General features: G+C 74.0%; 1 protein-coding gene. It reads right to left on the bottom strand.

Features of this window, described 5'->3' with window-relative positions; translation table 11 throughout:
- Positions 1 to 17142, bottom strand: a 17142-nt coding sequence (locus ACH442_RS47155; protein ID WP_396344759.1) for an amino acid adenylation domain-containing protein, incomplete at its 3' end; no start/stop codon positions are given.
- Positions 17143 to 17158 lie beyond the last annotated feature (16 nt).

The raw sequence follows: 17158 nt of genomic DNA, 5'->3' as shown, positions 1-17158 counted from the left end.
CACACCCACCGGCCCCACCACCCCGGCCCACCCACCCAGCAACTCCCGATCACCCGACGACAACAAATCCACCTCATGCACCCGCACATCAGGGGCGGCTGACACCACGGACAGCACTCGGGTGAACCACTCGCCGATGCGTACCGCTGTCGGTTCGTCGAAAAGGTCGGCGGCCGCGGTCACGCCACCGCGCAGCCCGGCCGGACGGCCCCCGGCGTCGAACGTCTCCTCGATCGGGAAGTACAGGTCGAACTTGGCCTGGGCGGTGCCCCTGCCCCCGAGCGCGCCGCCGGCGGCGCCGGCTCGTGCGCCGGGCAGGGTCACGGTGGCGCGGCCGGTGTTCTGCATGGTCAGGACCGTCTGGACGAGCGGGTGCCGGGCCAGCGACCGCGACGGTGCGAACTCCTCGACGAGCCGCTCGAACGGCACGTCCTGGTGGGCAAAGGCGTCCAGGCTCGCGCCGCGCACCCGGCCGAGCAGCTCCCGGAACCGCGGGTCGCCGGAAAGGTCCGTACGGATCACCAGGGTGTTGAGGAAGAAGCCGACGAGATCGTCGAGGGCCTCGTCGGCACGACCGGCGACCGGGGAGCCGATCGGGATGTCGTCCCCGGCTCCGAGCCGCGACAGCGTTACCGCCAGCGCGGCCTGGATCACCATGAACAGCGTGACGCCCTCGGCCCGCGCCAGGTCCACCAGGCGCTGATGCACCTCGGCGGGGATGCGCAGGGCCGCCCAGTGCCCGAGGTGGCTCGCGGTCGCCGGGCGCGGCCGGTCGACCGGCAGAGCGAGCTCCTCCGGCGCGCCCGCCAGGGTGCGCCGCCAGAAGTCGAGCTGCGCGGACTGGCGGCTGCCCGGGTCGGACTCGTCGCCGAGCAGCTCACGCTGCCACAGGGTGTAGTCGGCGTACTGCACCGGCAGGGGCTCCCACGCCGGCTCCCGGTCGGCCAGCCGGGCCGCGTACGCCTGGGAGAGGTCACGGCCCAGCGCCGCCATCGACCAGCCGTCGCCGGCGATGTGGTGCACCACCAGCATCAACAGGCGTTCGTCCGTACCGGTCTCGAACAGCCAGGCGCGGATCGGCGCCTCAGCCGACAGGTCGAACGCGTACCGGGAGGCCGCGCGTGCGGCCTCCCCCACTTCGTCCACCTCGACCCGGCGCACCTCCAGCCGCCAGTCCAGCCCCTCCAGGGGAAGGATGTGCTGGTACGGCTCGCCGTCGGCTGCCGGGAAAACGGTGCGCAGCGCCTCGTGGCGGCCCAGCACGTCGCGCAGTGCCGCGTTCAGCGCCGCGCTGTCGACCGCACCGGAAAGCCGTACCGGCACGGGGATGTTGTAGGTCGGGCTCGGGCCCTCCAGCTGGCTGAGGAACCACAGCCGCCGCTGCGCGAACGACAGCGGAATCCGTTCCGGCCGTTCCCGGGCGCGCAGCGGCTCCCGGGCTTCGCCGGCGGTACGCAGCTGAGCGGCCAGGGTACTGACCGTGGGCGCCTCGAACAGCGTCCACAACGGCACGTCGACGCCGAGGACGGTCCGGATCCGCGACATCAGCCGTACGGCGAGCAGCGAGTGGCCGCCGAGGGCGAAGAAGTCGTCGTCGACGCCGACCGTCTCCCGGCCGAGCACGTCGGCGAACGCGCCGGTGAGGATCTCCTCGTGCGGAGTCGCCGGGGCCCGGCCCGGCCCGGCCGGGTTCTCGGGAGCCGGCAGCGCCCTACGGTCGAGCTTGCCGTTCGCGGTCAACGGCAGTTCCGGCAGGACGACCACCGCCGACGGCACCATGTACTCCGGCACCCGTTCCGCCGCGAACTGCCGCAGCGCACCGGCGTCGAGGTCACCGGCGGGTACCACGTACGCGACGAGTTGCTGCTCACCGGCCGTGTTCGCACGTACCACCACCGCCACCTGGGCGACCTGGGGATGCGCGGCGAGCGCGGCCTGCGCCTCGCCGGGCTCGACCCGGAAGCCTCGGATCTTGATCTGCTCGTCGGAGCGGCCGGCGAAGACCAGCTGCCCGTCGGCGGTCCAGCGGGCCAGGTCACCGGTGCGGTACATCCGCTCGCCGGCCACGAACGGGCAGGCCACGAAGCGTTCGCCGGTCAGGCCCGGACGGCCCACGTATCCCCGGGCCACACCGGTGCCGGCGACGTAGAGCTCACCGATCACACCTACCGGCGCCGGGGCGAGCCGGTCGTCCAGCACGTACAGGCGGTTGTTCGCGAGGGGGCCGCCCAGCGGCACCGAGCCCCGCGCCCCCGGGTCCACCACGGCGGCGGCGACGATCACCGTCGTCTCGGTCGGACCGTACGCGTGCACCAGCTTGCGGCCGGCGGACCAGTCGCGGGCGATCCGCTCGCTGACCGCCTCCGAGCCCACCACCATCGTCCCGACATGCGCCAGGTCGGCCGGGTCGAGCACGCCCAGCAGCGACGGCACCACGCTCGCGACGTCCACGCCGGGCAACTCGGCCAGCCGGCGCGGCTCCGCCCGGCGCGCCTCGTCGGCGACCACCAGTGTCCCGCCGCGGGCCATCGTCACCGCGATGTCCAGCACCGAGGCGTCGAAGCTGAACGACGCGAACTGGAGGACGCCGACGCCGGTGTCCACACCCAGCAGCGGGCCGAAGATCGACACCAGGTTCGCCAGCGAGCCGTGCGAGACACCGACGCCCTTCGGCACACCGGTGGAACCGGACGTGTAGATCACGTACGCCAGCCCGCGCGGGTCCGGCTCCGCGGAGGCCACGGCGCCGGCGTGCGGGAGGACGTCGCCGGGACGCACGACCGTCGTACCGGGAAGGGCATCGTCGCCGACGACCAGGCGCACCCCGGCGTCGGCGAGCATCGTCGACACCCGGTCCGCGGGCAGTTCCGGCGCGATCGGCAGGTAGGCCCCGCCGGCCTTCCAGATGCCCAGGATCGCCACCACCCAGTCGATGCCGCGGGGCAGGCACACCCCGACCACCGACTCCGGGCCGACTCCCCCCGCGCGCAGGACGGCGGCCAGCCCGGCGGCCCGCGCGTCCAGCTCCGCGTACGTCAACTGAACGCTGTCACCGGTCAGCGCGGCCGTGTCCGGGTGGGCCGCCGCGCGCCGCTCGAAGAGCCGCACCACGGTCTCGCCGCCGAACTCGGCCGCGGTGTCGTTCCAGCCGTGCACCAGCAGTTGCCGCTCGTCGTCGCCGAGCACGTCGATGGCGTGCACCGGCACGTCCGGGTCGGCCGCCACGGTCTGCAGGACCCGGAGCAGCCGCTCGGCGAGGGCACGCGCGGTCCGTACCTCGAAGAGGTCGGAGGCGGCGATCAGCACGCCGTGCAGGCCGGCCGGGCGGCCGTGCTCGTCGAACAACTCCCGCACCGGCAGGTCGAGGTCGAATCGTGCCGCCACCTCCGCGAGCCGCCCCGGCTCCGCGGTTCCGCCGGCGTCCGGCAGCGCGAACGTGCCGTGGCCGGCCTGCTGCACGTTCAGCGCCACCTGGAAGAGTGGATGACGCACCAGCGAGCGTTCCGGCGCCAGTTCCTCGACCAGCCGCTCGAACGGCACGTCCTGATGTTCCAGCGCGCCCAGCGTGGTCTCGCGCACCCGGCCGAGAAGCTCCCGGAAATCCGGGCCGCCGGTCAGGTCGGTCCGGATGACCAGCGTGTTGACGAAGAAGCCGACCATGTCGTTCATGGCCTCGTCGGTGCGCCCGGCGACCGCCGACCCGATCGGGATGTCGGTGCCCGCACCGACCTTGGACAGCAGCACCGAGAGCGCGGCCTGCATCACCATGAACATGGTGACGCCCTGTGCCCGGGCCAGGTCGTCGAGCCGCCGGTGCAGCTCGGCCGGCACGACGAACGGCACCGAGTGCCCGCGGTGGCTCGACACCGCGGGCCGGGGACGGTCGATCGGCAGGGCCAGTTCCTCCGGCGCACCGGCCAGCGTCCGCCGCCAGTAGGCGACCTGGGTGGAGAGCAGGCTGTCCGGGTCGTCCTCGGCGCCCAGCAGCTCACGCTGCCAGAGGGCGTAGTCCGCGTACTGCACCGGCAGCGGCTCCCAGGCCGGCGCCCGTCCCGCCGAGCGGGCTGCGTAGGCGGTGGTCACGTCGCGGGTCAGCGGCGCGGACGACCAGCCGTCGCTGGCGATGTGGTGCACGAGCAGCGTCAGGATCCGATCACCGTTGTCCGCCTCGAACAGGCAGGCCCGGATCGGGATCTCCCGCTCCAGGTGGAACGCGTGCCGGGCGGCCTCGGCCGCCGCCCGCGGCACCTCGTCCGCGGCGATCCGGCGCACCTCCAGCTCCCAGTCCAGCTCGGCGGGGTCGAGGATGCGCTGGTAGGGCTCGCCGTCGACGACGGGAAAGACGGTACGCAGCGACTCGTGCCGGGTGATCACATCGCGCAGGGCAAGGTCGAGCGCGGCGGCGTCGAGGTCGGCGCCCACCCGCATCGTGCTGGCGAGGTTGTAGATCGGGCTGGGACCCTCCAGCTGGCCGAGGAACCAGAGCCGCCGCTGGGCGAAGGAGAGCGGCGGCCGCTCCGGGCGGGTGACCGCCCGCAGCGCGCCGCGGACCAGCCGCGGCTGCGGTCCGGCCAGGCGGGCGGCCAGGCGGGCGGGGCTCGGCGCCTCGAACAGGGTACGGATCTTGACCTCGGCGCCGACGGTGGCGCGGATGCGCGACAGCAGCCGGATGGCGAGCAGCGAATGGCCGCCGAGGGCGAAGAAGTCGTCGTCGGCGCCCACCTCATCGATGCCGAGCACCTGCGCGAACACCGTGCACAGGGCCGCCTCGGTGGCGCCGGCGGGCTCCCGGCGTACGCGCATCGCCGTCGACCCGGGGGCCGGCAGGGCCCGGCGGTCCAGCTTGCCGGCCGCGGTCAGCGGCAGCTCGGGCAGCTCGACCACCGCCGACGGCACCATGTGCTCCGGCAGCCGCCGACCCGCGAAGTCCCGCAGGTCACCGGCCGGACCCGAGGTGACCACGTAGGCGACCAGGACGCCGTCACGGGCGACCACCGCCACCCGCTCGACGGCCGGGTGGGCCCGCAGCACCACCTCGACCTCGGCCGGCTCGATCCGGTAGCCACGGATCTTGACCTGCTCGTCGGCCCGGCCGGCGAAGACCAGCTGCCCGTCGGCGGTCCAGCGGGCCAGGTCACCGGTGCGGTACATCCGCTCGCCGGAGCCGAACCGGTCGGCCACGAACCGGTGGGCGGTCAGTCCCGGCCGGTTCAGGTAGCCGCGGGCCAGACCCGCGCCCGCAACGTACAGCTCGCCGATCACCCCGGGCGGCACCGGGTCGAGGGTGTCGTCGAGGACGTAGCAGCGGGTGTTGGCGATCGGTGACCCGAGCGGGCTGCCCGGCCCGAGCGCGGCGGTGGCAACGCCGATCGTCGTCTCCGTCGGCCCGTAGTGGTTGAAGATCTCCCGGTCGCCGGCCGCCCCGAGGAGTTCACCGGCCAGCGCGGCCGGGACGGCCTCACCGCCGAGTACCAGCGACCGTGCCGGGAGGAGCCGCTCCGCACCCACCGCGGCGGTCAGCGCCGCCAGATGGGAGGGCACCGCCTTGAACGCGTCGATCCGGTTCTCGGCCAGGTAGCCGGCGACCGCCTCGGCGTCCATCACCGCGTCGGCGTCCAGGACGTGCAACTGGCCGCCGGTGGCCAGGCTGACGAAGATCACCGTGTTGCCCAGGTCGGTCACCTGCGGCTGCAGCAGCGCGTATCGCGTACCGGCGCCGGTCCAGCCGAGCCGGGCCGACACCGCGTTCACGTAGTTGGTCACCGCGCCGTGCGTGACGCCGACGCCCTTCGGCTCGCCCGTCGAACCGGACGTGTAGATCACATAGGCGAGATGCTCGGGGTCCGGTGCCTCCGGCAGCGTGACGTCCGGGTGGTCCGGCAGGTCGCCGAGGTCGCTGAGCACCACCCCGGCGCCGGCGTCGGCCAGCATGAACTCGATGCGACCGGCGGGCAGTTCGTCGTCTATCGGCAGGTAGGCGGCGCCCGCCCGCCACACCCCCAGGATCGCGGTGACCGTCTCCGCACCCCGCGGCAGCCGCAGGCCGACCACGGAGTCCGGGCCGGCCCCCTGAGCCACCAGGTACCGGGCGACCCGGTCCGCCCGCTCCGCCAGCGCGCCGAAGCTGATCCGCGCACCGCCGGACACCAGCGCCACCGCGTCGGCCGGCTGCCGCCCGAACGACTCCAGCACACTCGCCCCGGCCGGCGCGACGGTCGCGTTCCAGCCGTCCACCACCTGGTCACGACCGCGGGCGTCGAGCACCGCGACGTCGTGCAGCTCGGAGCCGGGATCGCCGGTCAGGGCGGTGAGCAGGTTCTCCACCGCGGTACGGACCAGGACACCGACTGCCTCGGCGTCGATCCCGCCGGTGGCCAGCACGGTCAGACTCAGACCGGCGGCACCCCGGTCGTTCACCGAGACCGTCAGCGGGTAGCTGTTCCGGACCCGGGCCTGCAACTGCCGGATGCCCCGGATCATGTTCCGCTCGCTCACCGGGGTCGCCCGGGCGCCGGGATCGCTGTGCCGGTAGTTGAACAGTGACGTGAACAGCGGCGCGTCGCCCTCCAGGCCCGCCGCCCGCTGCGCCACGGCCAGCGGCGCGTGCTCGTGCTCCAGCAACGCCGCCAGCTGGGCCCGCATGCGCTCGACCGCGTCCCGCACACCCACCCGGCCGGTACGCACCCGCACCGGAAGGGTGTTGATGAACGGCCCGACCACCCGGTCCGCCCCGGCGCCGGCGTTCATCCGGCCGAACAGCACGGTGCCGAACACCACGTCGTCGCGGCCGGAGAGCACCGACAGCACCCGGGCCCAGGCCACGTGCAGCAGGGTCGCCGTCGTGACCCCGAGATCCCGGGCGGTGCCGCGGAGCCGGTCCGCCACGGCGGTGTCCAGCGGAACCAGGCCGGTGACCACGTCGGTGCCGTCGCCGTGGACCTCCGTCAGCCCGTACGGCGCCGTCGTCTCGGTGGCGTCACCGAGCAGCCCGGCGAAGAATCGCTCGTGCTCCGCCCGGTCCACGCCCCGGCGGGCCTGCGCCACGAAGTCGCGGAACGGAAGCGCCGGGGCCAGCGAGGCGGCGTCACCGGTGAGCACCGCCCGCAGCTCGCTGATCAGCACATCCATGCCCTGGTGGTCCTCGAGCATGTGATGGGTCCGCAGCACGCCCAGCCAGCGGTCGCCGCGCGCGGCAACGTGCAGGTCCATCAGCGGTGCGCGGCCGACGTCCATACTCGGACCGGCCAGCGCCAGCAGTTGCTCCACCGGATCCGCCGCGCCGGCGTCGAGGCGGTGCTCCACCACCGGCAGCTCGGCGTGGCGGCACACCACCTGTACCGGCTCGCGCAGGCCGTCCCACAGCACAGCGGTGCGGTAGATGTCGTGCCGGTCGACGATCTGCTGCAGGGCCCCGGCGAAGGCGTCGACACGCTCGCGGGAGTCGAACTCGAGCACCTGCGCGGTGACGTAGACGTCCACCCCGTCCCCGGCCATCAGGTGGTGGAAGAGCATGCCCTCCTGCAACGGCGCGAGCGGGTAGATGTCGGCCACGTTCACCGCCCCGCCGGGGACGGCCGCGACGATGCCGTCGATCTCGGCCTGCGAGAGGCCGACCAGGGGCAGCATTTCCGGGGTGATCCTGGCGGTACCCTCGGTGATCAGGTTCTCCGGCACCGGCGCGGTGTCCACGGCGGCGGCCGCGGCCAGCCCGGCCGGGGTCGGCGACTGGAACAGGGCACGCACCGGCACGGTGACGCCACGCTCACGGAGTAATTCGATCAGGCGTACGGCCAGCAGTGAGTGGCCGCCGAGGCGGAAGAAGTCATCGTCGGCGCCGACCGACGCACGGCCGAGCACCTGGGCGAACGCCGCGCAGAGAATCTCCTCGCGGACCGTGGCCGGCGCCCGGCCGGCACCCGTCCCGGACTCCGGATCGGGCAGGGCCGCCCGATCCAGTTTCCCGTTGGCGGTCAGCGGCAACTCGTCGAGGATGACGACCGCGGACGGGACCATGTATCCGGGCAGGCGGTCGCGCAGCATCCCGGGCAGGTCCGCGATGCCGGAAGCGGCCACCACGTAGGCGACCAGCACGTCGTCCCGGGCGATCACCGCGGCCTGCGAGACCGCCGGATGCGCGAGCATGGCCGCCTCGACCTCACCGGGCTCCACCCGGAACCCGCGGATCTTGACCTGCTGATCGGCGCGCCCGGCGAAAACCAGCTGCCCGTCGACGGTCCAGCGCGCCCGGTCACCGGTGCGGTACATCCGCTCCCCGGTGCCGAACGGGCACGCCACGAACCGCTCACCGGTCAGCCCGGGACGGGCCACGTAGCCGCGCGCCAGCCCGGCGCCGGCGATGTAGAGGTCGCCGATCGCACCGGGCGGGACCGGGTTCAGCCGCTCGTCCACCACGAACAGGCGGGTGTTGGCGATCGGGCGCCCGAACGGCACCACGCCCTCCCGGCCCGGATCGACGTCACCGGCGGCCACCATGACTGTGGCCTCGGTCGGTCCGTACGTGTTGACCAATCGACGGCCGGCCGACCAGGCCCGTGCGGCGGTCTCGCTGATCGCCTCGGCGCCGACGAGCATGGTGCCCACCGACGCGAGATCCGCCGGGTCCAGGACCCCCAGCAGCGACGGCACCACGCTCGCCACGCGCACCGGCAACTCGGCCAGCCGCCTCGGCTCGGCCCGGCGAGCCTCGTCGGCGATCACCAGCGATCCGCCGTACGCCAGTGTGACCGCCAGATCCAGCACCGACGCGTCGAAGCTGAACGACGCGAACTGCAGCACCCCGACACCCGCGTCCACGCCCGTCGCCGGCCCGAACACCGACACCAGGTTCGCCAGCGACCCGTGCGAGACGGCGACACCCTTCGGCGTGCCCGTCGAGCCCGAGGTGTAGATGACGTACGCCAGCCCGGCGGGATCGGGCGGTGCCGGGAGCGCGACGTCCGGGTGGTCCGGCAGGTCCAGACCGGTGAGGACCACGTCCACCCCGGCGTCGGCCAGCATGAACCGGATCCGCTCCTCCGGCAGCTGTGCGTCGATCGGCAGGTACGCCGCACCGGCCTTCCAGACGCCGAGGACCGCGGTCACCAGCTCCGTGCCGCGGGGCAGCCGCAGGCCTACGACCGACTCCGCGCCGGCCCCCCGCGCCACCAGGTGGCGGGCCACCCGGTCGGAGGCCGTGTCCAGCTCGGCGTACGAGAGCCCGGCCCCGTCGAACGTCACCGCGACCGCGTCCGGAACCCGCGTCACCTGCTCCTGGAACAGCTCCGGCACCAGCCGCGGCACACCCGCGACCGCCGTGTCGTTCCAGCGTCGCAGGGCGGTCCGCTCCGCGGGGTCCAGCACGTCGATGGTGTGGACCCGCGCGTCCGGCGTGGCCGTCACCGCGCCGAGCACCCGGGCCCACCGCCCGGCGATCGCCTCGACCGCCGCCCGGTCGAACAGGTCGGCCGAGCCCACTACCGCCCCGCACAGACCGGCCGGGCGGCCGTCCGCGTCGAAGGTCTCCTCCAGCGCCACCTCGAGGTCGAACCGCGCCGGCACGACAGCCGGCCCCTCCCCGGCCGGCGCCGCGCCGTCGCCGCCACGCACGGCCAGCATCACTTGGAACAGCGGATGCCGCGACAGCGACCGTTCCGGCGCCAGTTCCTCGACGATGCGCTCGAACGGCACGTCCTGGTGCGCCATCGCCTCCAGCGACGTCTCCCGGACCCGGGCCAGAACCTGCCGGAAATCCGGGTCACCCGCCAGATCCGTACGAATCACCAGCGTGTTGACGAAAAACCCGACCAGATCGTTCAACGCCTCATCGGTACGCCCGGCCACCGCCGAGCCGATCGGAATGTCGACACCCGCACCCAGCCGCGACAACGTCACCGCCAGCACGGCCTGCACCACCATGAACAGCGTCACGCCCTCGGACCGAGCCAGCCCGGCCAGCCGCTCGTGCAGGTCGGCCGGCAGGTCGAGCGGCACCCGATGACCGAGGTGGCCGCTCACCGGCGGGCGGGGCCGGGTCACCGGCAGGGCCAGCTCCTCCGGCGCGCCGTCCAGCGCCCGCCGCCAGTAGCCGATCTGGGTGGCGAACGGGCTGTCCGGGTCGTCCTCGGCGCCGAGCAGGTCGCGCTGCCACAGGGTGTAGTCGGCGTACTGCACCGGCAACGGCTCCCAGTCCGGGGCGGCGCCACGGCGCCGCGCCGCGTACGCCCGTGACACGTCGCGCCCGAGCGGAGCCATGGACCAGCCGTCACCGGCGATGTGATGCACCACCAGCAGCAGCACCCGCTCGCCGGAATCCGGGGAGAGCAGCCACGCCCGGATCGGCACCTCGGCCGACAGGTCGAACGCGTGCCGCGCGGCCTCGGCGGCGGCAGCCGGGGCGCCATCGGGCTCCACCGGCAGCACCGTCAGCTCCCAATCGAGGGCAGCCGAGTCGAGGATCCGCTGGTACGGCTCACCTCCCCGGGCGGGGAAGATCGTACGCAGGGGCTCGTGCCGGGCTATCACGTCGCGCAACGCGGCGTTCAGGGCGGGCACGTCCACGTCGTCGCCCAGCCGGAACGCGGTGCTCAAGTTGTAAGTGGGGCTGGGACCGTCCAACTGGTGCAGGAACCACAGCCGCCGTTGCGCGAACGACAGCGGGATCCGGTCCGGGCGGGCCGCGGCGGTCAGCGGCGGGCGGCGCCGCTCCGTGCCATCGGCCAGCCGGCCCGCGAGTCCGGCCACTGTGGGGGTGTCGAAGAGCGACCGGAGGGACAGTTCCACGCCGAGCGTCGTACGGATCCGCGACACCAGTCGCACCGCCAGCAGGGAGTGGCCGCCCAGCCGGAAGAAGTCGTCGTCCACACCGACCGTGTCACGGCCCAGCACCTGGGCGAACGCGGCACAGAGCAGTTGCTCCCGCACCGTGACCGGACCCCGGCCCGCCTCGGCCGCGACCTCGGGCGCGGGCAGCGCCGCCCGGTCCAGCTTCTTGTTCACCGTCAGCGGGAACTCCGGCAACGGCACCACCGCGGCCGGGACCATGTGGGCCGGCAGCCGACGGGCGGCGAACCCTCGCAGTTCGGCCGTGTCGATGACCGCGCCGGCGGTGGCGGGGACGACGTACGCCACGAGCCGCTTGTCGCCGGGCACGTCCTCGCGGGCCAGGACGGCGGCCTGCGCGACCTCCGGGTGTGCCGCCAGCACGGCTTCGATCTCGCCGGGTTCGATCCGGAAGCCACGGACCTTGACCTGGCTGTCGGCACGCCCGCCGAAGACCAGGTCACCGCCGTGCGTGCGACGCACCAGGTCACCGGTCCGGTACATCCGCTGCCCGGCCGCGAACGGGCAGGCCACGAAGCGTTCGGCGGTCAGCCCGGGTCGGCCGGCGTAGCCGCGGGCCACGCCGGCGCCGGCGACGTACAGCTCGCCGGTCACCCCGTCCGGCACCGGGCGCAGGCCCGGGTCCAGCACGAACAGCCGGGAGCCGGCGATCGGGCCACCGATCACGGGCTCGTCGCCGGCGGCGAGCGGCCCCGACATCGACGCGCATACCGCCACCTCGGTCGGCCCGTACGCGTTGATCAGCCTGCGGCCCGGCGCCCACCTGCCGACGTGGCCGGCGTCGAGGGCCTCGCCCGCCGAGATCAGCGTCCGTACCGGGGCGAGATCGCCGTCCTCCAGCACCGACAGGACGGCGGGCGGCAGGGTCACGTGGGTGACCCGGTGGCGGTGCAGCAACTCGGCCAGCCCGCCGCCCGGCGCGAGTTCGCCGGACTCCGCGACCACCAGGGCGGCACCGGAGCACCAGGCCATGACGACCTCGGACAGGGCGGCGTCGAAGCCGAGGGAGGCGAACTGCAGCACCCGGGCGTCGTCGCCGACCGCGAACCGATCGATCTGGGCGACCGCCAGGTTGGCCAGGGAGCCGTGTGTCACCGCGACGCCCTTGGGCAGGCCGGTCGACCCGGACGTGAAGATGACGTACGCGAGCTCGTCCGGCCGGGGGTGGGCGGGGACCACGGTGTCCGGGAGGGTGGCGAGCGCCGACCGGGTGGCCGGGTCGTCCAGGGTGACCACCGGCAGTGTGGCCGCGGAACCGGCGAGGGCCTCGGCGATCAGGTCCCGGACGCCGCCGGTGGTCAGGAGCGCCGACACGTCCGCCGCGGCCAGGATGTGCCCGATACGGGCGGCCGGGTTGGCGGGGTCGACCGGCACGCACGCGGCGCCGGCCTTCCAGGTGGCGAGCAGCGCGGTGACCGCGTCCACGCCCCGCTCCGCCACCACCGCGACGGTCCGGCCCGGGCCGGCGCCCAGGTCGCTCAGGTGGTGCGCGAGGCGGTTCGCCCGCGCGTCCAGGTCCCGGTACGACAGCGTGGCGTCGCCGGAGAGCACCGCGGGAGCATCGGGCCGGGAGTCGGCCCGGCCGGCGAACAGTCCGAGCACTGTCCGGAGACGGTCATCGGCGTCCTCGCCGGCGCCGGTGATCCGCTCGAGTTCCGGCGTGCCGAGGACGTCGAGACCCAGCAGCGCGGCGTCCGGGGTACCGTCCAGCGCGCCGACGAGGTTGTCCAGGGTGGTGTGCAGCAGCTGCCCGATCCACTCCGGGTCGATCGGGCGGATCACCTGCACGCTGAGGCTCATCCCGTCCGTACCCCAGTCGTTGACCGACACACCCAGGGGGTAGTTGATCCGTTCCCGGGTGAGCAGGGTGCGGATGCCGGTCGCCGCCGGTTCCGGGCCGGGCGCCGTCCGCGGCCCGGCGCCCGCGTGCCGGTAGTTCAGCAGCGAGGTGAACAGCGGCGCGCCGTCCCCGATGCCCGCCGCCTGCTGTGCCAGCGCGAGCGGCGCGTGCTCGTGCTCGAGCAGGGCCGCGAGCTGGTTACGCATGCCGTGCACGGCCTCGCGGACCCCCACTCCGGCGGTGCGCACCCGCACCGGCAGCGTGTTGATCAGCGGGCCGACCACCCGGTCGGCGTCCGCGCCGGCGTTCATCCGGCCGAACAGCACCGTGCCGAACACCACGTCGTCGCGCCCGGAGAGCGAGGCCAGCAGCCGCGCCCACGCCACGTGCGCCACCGTCGCCGTGCTCACGCCCAGGCGCCGCGCGGCCTGGCGCAGCCGCTCCACCAGCGCGGGCTCGACGGTGACCACCGCAGAGGCGATGTCCGTGCCGTCGCCGCGGACCGCCAGCACGCCGAGCGGCGCCGTCGGCTCGGTGACGTCACCCAGCAGCTCGGCGAAGAACCGCTCGTGCTCGGCGCGCGACACCCCGGACCGCGTCTGCGCGACGAAGGCGCGGAACGGCGACGCCGCCTCCAGCCGGTCACCCCGGCCGGCCAGCACCGACCGCAGTTCCCGCACCAGGACCTCGAGGCCCAGGTGGTCCTGGACCATGTGATGCGCGCGGACGACAGCCCACCACCGGCCGTCGCCGGCCGCCGCCACGTGCACGTCCAGCAGTGGCGCCCGTCCGATGTCCATGGTCGTGCCGGCCCGGGCGACGAGCGCCTCCACCGTGCCGCCCGGCTCCAGCACGTGCTCTGTCACCGGCAGGTCGGCCTGCCGGCACACCACCTGCACGGGTTCCCGCAGGCCCGCCCAGAACACCGCGGTGCGGTAGATGTCGTGCCGGCTCACCACCTGGTGCAGCGCCGCGGCGAAGGTATCCAGCCGGGCCCGGGAGTCGAACTCCAGTACCTGTTCGGTGACGTAGACGTCCGTACCGTCGCCGGCCAGCAGGTGGTGGAAGAGCATGCCCTCCTGCAACGGCGCGAGCGGGTAGACGTCGGCGACGTTCGCCGCACCGCCCGGCACCGCCTCCACGATCCGGTCGATCTCGGCCTGCGACAGGTCCGCGAGCGGCAGCATCTCCGGCGTGATCCGCGTGGCGCCGTCCGGAATCAGGTTCTCCGGGACCGCCACCGTGCCGGCGCCGGCCACCGCGGCCAGTCCGGCCGGGGTCGGCGTCCGGAACAGCGCCCGGACCGGCACGGTGACCCCGTGCCCGCGCAGCACGGCCACCAGGCGCACCGCCAGCAGCGAATGGCCGCCGAGGGCGAAGAAGTCGTCGTCGACACCGACCGTCTCGCGGCCCAGCACCTCGGCGAAGGCCGCGCACAGGATCTCCTCGCGGACCGTGGCCGGCGCCCGTCCGGCGCCCGCGGTGTACCCGGGCTCCGGCAGCGCCCCACGATCCAGCTTGCCGCTCGCGGTCAGCGGCAACTCGTCGAGGACCACGACCGCGGCCGGGACCATGTAGTCGGGCAGCCGCCGGCCGGCGAACTCCCGCAGGTCCTCGACGGCGCCGTCGGCCACCACGTAGGCGACCAGCCGGTCGTCGCGCACCACCACCGCGGCCCGGACCACCGCGGGATGCGCCTCCACCACGGCGCGCACCTCACCCGGCTCGATCCGGAAACCACGGATCTTGACCTGCTCGTCCGCCCGGCCGGCGAACACCAGTTGCCCGTCCGTGGTCCACCGGACCAGGTCACCGGTGCGGTACATCCGCTCACCGGCCCCGAACGGGCACGCGACGAACCGTTCACCGGTCAGCCCGGGACGGCCCACGTAGCCGCGCGCCACGCCGGCACCCGCGACGTACAGCTCGCCGGTGACGCCGGGCGGCACCGGGGACAGGCCGTCATCCAGCACGTAAGTCCGGATGTTGGTGATCGGGCGGCCGAACGGCACCGGGCCGGGGCGGGCCGGGTCGACGTCGCCCGCCGCCACCTTCACCGTCGTCTCGGTCGGGCCGTAGCTGTTCACCAACCGGCGGCCGGCGGACCACTCGCGGGCGACGGCCTCGCTGATCGCCTCCGCACCGACCAGCAGGGTGCGGACCGGCGCCAGGCCGGCCGGTTCCAAGGCGCTCAGCAGCGATGGCACCACGTTCGCCACCTGAACCCCGGGCAGTTCGGACAGCCGCTCGGGGTCCGCCCGCCGCGCCTCGTCGGCGATCACCAGCGAACCGCCGTACGACAGGGTCACGGCCAGGTCGTGCAGGGAGGCGTCGAAGCTGAACGACGCGAACTGCAGGACGCCGACCCCGGTGTCCACGCCCGCCATCGGGCCGAACACCCGCGCCATGTTCGCCAGTGAGCCGTGCGAGACGCCCACGCCCTTCGGCAACCCCGTCGAGCCGGACGTGTAGATCACGTACGCCAGCGCCGCCGGGCGGAACACGACCGGGAGGGACACCTCGGGGTGCTCACCCAGCTCCTGAAGATCGGTCACCGACACCCGCACACCGGCGTCCCTCAGCATCAGGGCGATCCGCTCGGCCGGCAGGGCCTGGTCGATCGGCAGGTACGCCGCCCCGGCCTTCCACACCCCCACGATCGCCGTCACCAGGTCGATGCCCCGGGGCAGCCGCAGCCCGACCACCGACTCCGCGCCGACGCCGCGTGCCACCAGCGCTCGGGCAACCCGCTCCGCTGCCGCGTCCAGCTCGGCGTACGAGACCCGGGTGCCGTCGCACACCACCGCCGTCGCGTCCGGGTGCTGCCGTGCCCGGGCGGCGAAGAGTTCCGGGACCGTGTACTGCGGCGCGCCGGCCGCGGTGTCGTTCCACCCGTGCAGCACCAGGTCACGCTCGACGGCGTCGAGCACCTCGACGGTACGGACCCGAGCGTCGGGCTCGGCCGCCACCGCCGCCAGAACCCGTTCCAGCCGCCGTACCAGCGTCGTGGCGGTCTCCTCGTCGAACAGGTCGACCGCCGCGATCAGCACACCGCGCAGGCCGGCCGGCCGGCCCTGCTCGTCGAAGATCTCGGTGAACGAGACCTCCAGGTCGAACTTCGACGTGCCCTCGCGAGCCTCCCACCGCGGGGCGGCCACATCCGCCCCGGGCAGGTGCAGGGCCGGGCGGTCGTTGTTCTGGACCGAGAGCGTCACCTGGAACAGCGGGTGCCGGACCAGCGACCGCTCCGGGGCGAGTTCCTCGACCAGCCGTTCGAACGGCACGTCCTGGTGGGCCATCGCGTCGAGGGCGGTCTCGCGGACCCGGGCGAGCACCGTACGGAACTCCGGGTCGCCGGCGAGGTCCGTACGGATGACCAGGGTGTTGACGAAGAAACCGACCAGGTCGTCCAGGGCCTCGTCGGTGCGCCCGGCGACCACGGTGCCGATCGGGATGTCGGCGCCGGCGCCGAGCCGGGACAGTGTCACCGCCAGTGCGGCCTGCAACACCATGAACAGCGTCGCGCTCTCGGCACGGCCCAGCTCCACCATCCGCTGGTGAGTCTCGGCCGTCGTCCGCACCGCCACGCGGTGTCCCCGGTGACTCGCCACCGCCGGTCGGGGCCGGTCCGCGGGCAGGATCAGTTCCTCGGGCGCACCGGCCAGGGCCTGCCGCCAGTATTCGACCTGCGCCGAGACCTGCTCCTCGCTGAGCGCCTCGCGCTGCCACAGCGCGTAGTCCGCGTACTGGACAGACAGCGGTTGCCACGCCGGGACGTCACTGCGCACCCGGGCCGCGTACGCGGTGGACAGGTCCCGCGCCAGGGGCGCCATCGACCAGCCGTCGCCGGCGATGTGGTGCACCACGAGGACCAGCACGTGCTCGGCGGCACCGGTCTCGAAGAGCCAGCCCCGGATCGGCGCCTCCGCGGACAGGTCGAACGCGTGCCGCGACACCTCCTGGACCGCGTCGGCCAGCTCGTGCTCCTCGACCCGGCGCACCAGCAGCTGCCAGCGCAGGTCAGCGGGCTCGAGAATGCGCTGGTAGGGCTCGCCCGCCTCGCTCGGGAAGACGGTGCGCAGCGCCTCGTGGCGGGCGATCACGTCGCGCAGGGCGGTGTCGAGGGCGCCGGTGTGCAGCGACCCGGTCAGCCGCAGCGGAACCGTGATGTTGTACGTCGCGTTGGGACCCTCCAACTGGTCGAGGAACCAGATGCGGCGCTGGGCGTACGACAGCGGGATGCGCTCCGGACGGTCCGCGGCACGCAGCCGGCGGCGGGCGGAACCCGCGGCGGGCAGCCGGGCGGCCAGCCCGGCGACGGTCGGCGTCTCGAACAGCATGCGTACCGGCAGTTCGGCGTCGAGCAGTGTTCGGATGCGCGACGCCAGCCGCACCGCCAGCAGCGAATGCCCACCCAACTGGAAGAAGTCATCATCGACACCGACCGACTCCACACCCAGCACCTCAGCGAACGCAGCA

The sequence above is a fragment of the Actinoplanes sp. NPDC020271 genome (assembly GCF_044388125.1).
GTDB lineage: Bacteria > Actinomycetota > Actinomycetes > Mycobacteriales > Micromonosporaceae > Actinoplanes.
The sequence above is the reverse complement of the archived record's forward strand: the minus strand, read 5'-3'. Positions and strand labels throughout refer to the sequence as shown.